The 5,662-nt window shown below is 29.8% G+C and carries 4 protein-coding genes; 3 read left to right on the top strand and 1 reads right to left on the bottom strand.

Annotated elements, in window-relative coordinates; translation table 11 throughout:
* Positions 1-412 precede the first annotated feature (412 nt).
* From pykF to BQ2505_RS00020, 3 genes are all read left to right on the top strand, one after another.
* A complete protein-coding gene (gene pykF / locus BQ2505_RS00030) occupies positions 413-1,831 on the top strand; it encodes a pyruvate kinase PykF (RefSeq protein ID WP_074015791.1) in 1,419 nt (472 codons plus the stop codon).
* A gap of 21 nt (positions 1,832-1,852) precedes the next feature.
* Positions 1,853-3,157 (top strand): phosphopyruvate hydratase, encoded by a 1,305-nt coding sequence (gene eno, locus BQ2505_RS00025; protein WP_074015790.1) that lies wholly within the window; start codon positions 1,853-1,855, stop codon positions 3,155-3,157.
* A gap of 322 nt (positions 3,158-3,479) precedes the next feature.
* Entirely contained in the window at positions 3,480-4,898 is a 1,419-nt protein-coding gene (locus BQ2505_RS00020; protein ID WP_074015789.1) for an aspartate:alanine exchanger family transporter, read from the top strand.
* 211 nt (positions 4,899-5,109) lie between these two features.
* Here BQ2505_RS00020 and BQ2505_RS00015 read toward each other — a convergent pair.
* The coding region (locus BQ2505_RS00015; RefSeq protein WP_074015788.1) for a transposase at positions 5,110-5,662 on the bottom strand (553 nt) is incomplete at its 5' end.

The raw sequence follows: 5,662 nt of genomic DNA, 5'->3' as shown, positions 1-5,662 counted from the left end.
CTGATGGTACTTGGCTGGAAGCGGCCTGGGAGAGTATGGATTTGCCAAGCTATGAATGAAGAGAAGCTAATGCTTCTCTTTTTTTTGTTATTATATAGTAAAGTATAAATTTAATATGAAAATTAGTCTCCGAGGTCTGTATTACTCTGGAGAGAATTTCGGTGAGCTCGGAAGAGTCATATAGCTGTCAGGAGACTTTATTTAATAAGGAAAATATAAATCTAAGTAATAAAAGAAGTTTAAATTTATTTTTACTTTATTTTTGAACTAAAATTTATATTTTTTATGATAAGTAAAAATAAAAATAAAATAAATATGCAAAAATGAACAAAAAATAATCTTATATTTACTTGATAAAATTAAAATATTGTTATAAAATTTATAGAAATAAAAAATGTAAGAGGTGAGCAACTTGAAGAAAACAAAGATAGTTTGTACAATTGGTCCTAAGACGGAATCAGTAGAAACATTAAAAGAGTTATTAAATAGAGGTATGAATGTGATGAGATTAAATTTCTCTCACGGGGATTATGAAGAACATGGAGCTAGAATAGAAAATTTAAGAAAAGCTATAGCAGAAACTGGGAAAAGAGCAGCTTTATTGTTGGATACTAAAGGACCTGAAATAAGAACAATCAAATTAGAAGGTGGAAAAGATGTAAGTATTCAAGCTGGTCAAAAATTTACTTTTACTACTGATAAAACAGTTATTGGAAATAATGAAAGAGTTGCAGTAACTTATGAAAATTTTGCAAAAGATCTAAAGGTTGGAAATGTTGTTCTAGTTGATGATGGATTACTTGAAATGGATGTTCAAGAAATAGTTGGGAACGAAGTTATTTGTGTTGCAAGAAATAGTGGAGAATTAGGAGAAAATAAAGGAATTAATTTACCAAATGTTTCAGTTAATTTACCAGCACTTGCTACAAAAGATATAGAAGATTTAAAATTTGGTTGTAAAAATAATATAGACTTTGTTGCTGCTTCTTTTATTAGAAAAGCAGAAGATGTTAAAGAAGTTAGAAGAGTTTTAGTTGAAAATGGTGGAGAAAGAATCCAAATAATTTCAAAAATAGAAAATCAAGAAGGTCTTGATAATTTTGATGAAATTTTAGCTGAATCTGATGGAATAATGGTTGCAAGAGGAGACTTAGGTGTAGAAATTCCAGCTGAAGAAGTTCCATTTGCACAAAAAATGATGATAAAAAAATGTAATAAGGCAGGGAAAATAGTTATAACTGCTACTCAAATGCTAGATTCAATGATAAAAAATCCAAGACCGACAAGAGCAGAAGCAAATGACGTTGCAAATGCAATTATTGATGGAACAGATGCTGTTATGCTATCTGGAGAAACAGCTAAAGGTAAGTATCCATTAGAAGCTGTTGAAGTAATGAATAGAATAGCTACGAAAACAGACCCAACTATACCTGCATTTTATGTAAGTGAAGTTGTAAACTCTTATGATATAACTTCAGCTGTGGCAGAAGGAAGTGCTGATATAAGTGACAGATTGAATGCCAAACTTATAGTTGTTGCAACGGAATCAGGAAGAGCAGCTAGAGATATGAGAAGATACTTCCCTAAAGCAAATATTTTAGCAATAACAAACAATGAAAAAACAGCAAATCAATTAATTTTAACTAGAGGAGTTATACCACATGTAGATGCTTCTCCTAGAACATTGGAAGAATTTTTTGTGTTAGCAGAGTCTGTTGCTAAGAGATTAAATTTAGTTGAAAATGGAGATATTATAATTGCAACTTGTGGAGAAAGTGTATTTATTCAAGGAACAACTAACTCAATAAAAGTTATTCAAATAAAAATGTAATAATAAAAATTAGGAGGAAAAATGACTAGAATAGTAGATGTAATCGGTAGAGAAATATTAGATTCGAGAGGGAACCCAACTGTTGAAGTTGACGTAGTTTTGGAATGTGGTGCAAAAGGAAGAGCAGCAGTTCCTTCTGGAGCGTCAACAGGAAGTCACGAAGCAGTTGAATTAAGAGATGAAGATAAATCAAGATACTTAGGAAAAGGAGTTTTAAAAGCGGTAACTAATGTTAATACAGAAATAAGAGAAGCTCTTTTAGGTATGGATGCTTTAGACCAAGTTGCAATAGATAATACTATGATAGAATTAGACGGGACACCAAATAAAGGAAGATTAGGAGCAAATGCTATATTAGGTGTGTCTTTAGCAGTTGCAAAAGCCGGAGCAGAAGCATTAGGACAACCTTTATATAAATATTTAGGTGGGGTAAATGCAAAAGAATTACCTTTACCTATGATGAATATCTTAAATGGTGGAGCACATGCTGACTCAGCAGTAGATTTACAAGAATTTATGATTCAACCAGTTGGAGCTAAAGATTTCAGAGAAGCTATGCAAATGGGAGCTGAAATTTTCCATCACTTAGGAAAAATTTTAAAAGCTAACGGAGATTCAACAAATGTTGGAAATGAAGGAGGATATGCACCTTCTAAAATTCAAGGAACTGAAGGAGCTTTAGCTTTAATTAGTGAAGCCGTAAAAGCAGCAGGGTATGAATTAGGAAAAGATATTACTTTTGCTTTAGATGCTGCTTCAAGCGAATTTTGTAAAGAAGTTAATGGAAAATACGAATATCATTTTAAAAGAGAAGGTGGAGTTGTAAGAACTACTGATGAAATGATAGCTTGGTATGAAGAATTAACAAAAAAATATCCAATAGTATCAATAGAAGATGGTCTTGGTGAAGATGACTGGGAAGGTTGGGTAAAATTAACTAAAGCCATAGGAGATAGAGTTCAAATAGTTGGAGACGATTTATTTGTTACTAACACAGAAAGATTGAAAAAAGGAATAGAGTTAGGAGCAGGAAATGCTATACTTATAAAACTTAACCAAATAGGAACATTAACAGAAACTTTAGATGCTATAGAAATGGCTAAAAGAGCAAATATGACAGCCGTTGTATCTCATAGATCTGGAGAAACTGAAGATGCTACTATAGCTGATGTTGCTGTTGCAACAAATGCTGGTCAAATAAAAACTGGTTCAACTTCAAGAACTGATAGAATGGCTAAATATAACCAATTGTTAAGAATTGAGGAAGAATTAGGGTCTGTAGCTAAATATTCAGGAAAAAATGCTTTCTATAATATAAAAAAATAAAATAAAATAATAAAAAAATAAATTAAAATGCACTGATAGTCTTAAAATAAGAATAAAAGTGCATTTTTTTGTTCTATAGAAAAGTATAAATATAAATACTTATTAGTCTCTTGACAGCCGTATGAGTTCTACGAGCTCAATGAAGATAGGCTCTTCGGTCAGAGATTTTATTTATAATAATTTAAATAATAAATTGAAAGTAATTTAATATAGTAGAATAAAAACAGTAAATTATTAATGTTGCAAATAAAAAGTTTTAAAATTATTGAAAAATGTGATAATATATAACAAATTTAAATTTTTTACTTAAGGAGGGATTTTTATGCAATTTGATTTGGTCGGTTTTATTTTTAATTCATTGGTTTTATTATTTTTCACTATGACTTTAGGAAACTTATTTGGAGATATAAAGTTTAAGAAATTTAATTTTGGGATTACTGGGACTTTATTCATTGGTTTATTTGTCGGGTATTTTCTAACAAAATATGCAGTAACAATTCCAGAAGGAAGTAAATTTTTTACAAAAGCTCAAAATGTACTAAAGGGAAATATTATAGATAGTTCTATAATGAATTTATCACTACTTATTTTCATAGTTGGAACAGGGCTTTTAGCAGCTAAAGATATGAAGTATGCTATTACTAAGTTTGGAAAACAATTTGTAATCTTAGCTATATTTATTCCATTTGTTGGTGCAGTAGCATCTTATGGTTTCTCAAAAGCATTAAAGAACATGAGTCCTTACCAAATAACAGGAACTTACACAGGAGCTTTGACAAGTTCAGCAGGACTTGCAGCAGCAACTGAATCTTCAGAATCTGAATCAAAACATTCAGCAGCTAATTTTGAAAATCTAGATGAAGGAACAAAAGTAAAGATATTAGCTATAATTAATAATGCAAAAGAAAGAGATGCAAAATTAAAAAATGAAGCAATTCCAGAAAAGATGACAGTTGAAAACACAACAAGTCTATCAGCAGAAGATACTGAAATATATGTAACTGAAGCAAAAGCTGGGGTTGGAGTAGGACACTCAATTGGATATCCATTTGGAGTATTATTCTTAATTTTAGGTATTAATTTCATTCCAAGAATCTTTAGATTTGATGTTGAAAAAGAAAAAGAAAAATACTTTGCTCAAAAGAAAATAGATTTAAGCAATGTTAAAGATTCAGAAAAAAATACTATCCCAGAAGTTAAAATGGACTTCGTAGGTTTCTCAATAGCAGCATTCTTAGGATATTTTTTAGGAAGTATTAAAATTGCAATGGGACCTCTAGGAACATTTTCATTAGGAAGTATTGGTGGAGCAATCATAGTTGCATTGATTTTAGGATCTATTGGAAAAATTGGACCTATCAACTTCCGTATGGATTCTGTTGTTTTAGGAAAAATGAGAACATATTTCCTATCAATTTTCTTAGCAGGAACAGGATTAAACTATGGTTTCCGTGTTGTTGAAGCTGTTACTGGAGATGGAATTATGATAGCAGTTGTTTCAGCACTTGTAGCAATTTTATCTGTTCTATTTGGATTCTTGTTAGGACACTATGTTTTCCATGTAAACTGGACTCTATTATCAGGAGCTATAACAGGTGGAATGACATCAGCACCAGGTTTAGGAGCAGCTATAGATGCACTAGATTCTGATGAACCAGCAATATCTTATGGAGCTACACAACCACTTGCAACTCTATGTATGGTTATTTTCTCTATAATCATTCATAAATTACCTATCTAATATATACAAAAAAGTCAGTTGTAGATTTGTTAAAAATCTCAACTGACTTTTTATTTTTTCTATAGGAAAGTATAAATTTAAAGAGGTCAAATAAAAAAAGAAATGTGAAGATATCGGTTTAAGTAAAAAGATAATATTTATAGAAATATTTAAAATAATTAAAAAAATTGCATGACAAAAAGCTCTAATGAAAATGGTCATTAGAGAACTATTAGAAATAAATTTTATGTATGGTCCGACCATACCAATTAGCACTTACATAGATTTCTTGTTTATCCATCATAATTTTACAATGAGGACACATAAAAGGATGTACATCAAATGTTTCAATAGATTGTTTTACAAAAAAAGAATATTCATATTTAGAAGATCTTTTTTTGTACTTTTTAATTGTATCTTTTAACTTTGTTGAGATATTGCGCCCATAAAAACCAAATCTATTAATTATCTTAAAATTTTTGGGTGGTAAATGAATAAGAACTTGTTGAACAAATTTATCTATATCCATAGTTACATATTTTTTCTTTTTATTATCAGCTAAATCATTAAAGAAAAAAGTAACTTGTTTATTGTCGTAATTGATAATTTTGTATTCAGCAATAGGTGCACGAGCGAGATATCTACCTAAATATTTTATAATTCCTTTAGGAGAATTAACATTACCAGAACCTACATTAAAGAAAAATCTTTTATTTTCTTTATATAGTTTAGAAACAGTTTTTAGTGCTAAATTTTTAATTTTAGGATTAGGATAATTACCATTT

Source organism: Fusobacterium massiliense (genome assembly GCF_900095705.1).
GTDB classification, from domain to species: domain Bacteria; phylum Fusobacteriota; class Fusobacteriia; order Fusobacteriales; family Fusobacteriaceae; genus Fusobacterium; species Fusobacterium massiliense.
This window is presented reverse-complemented; position numbering and strand designations above follow the sequence as displayed.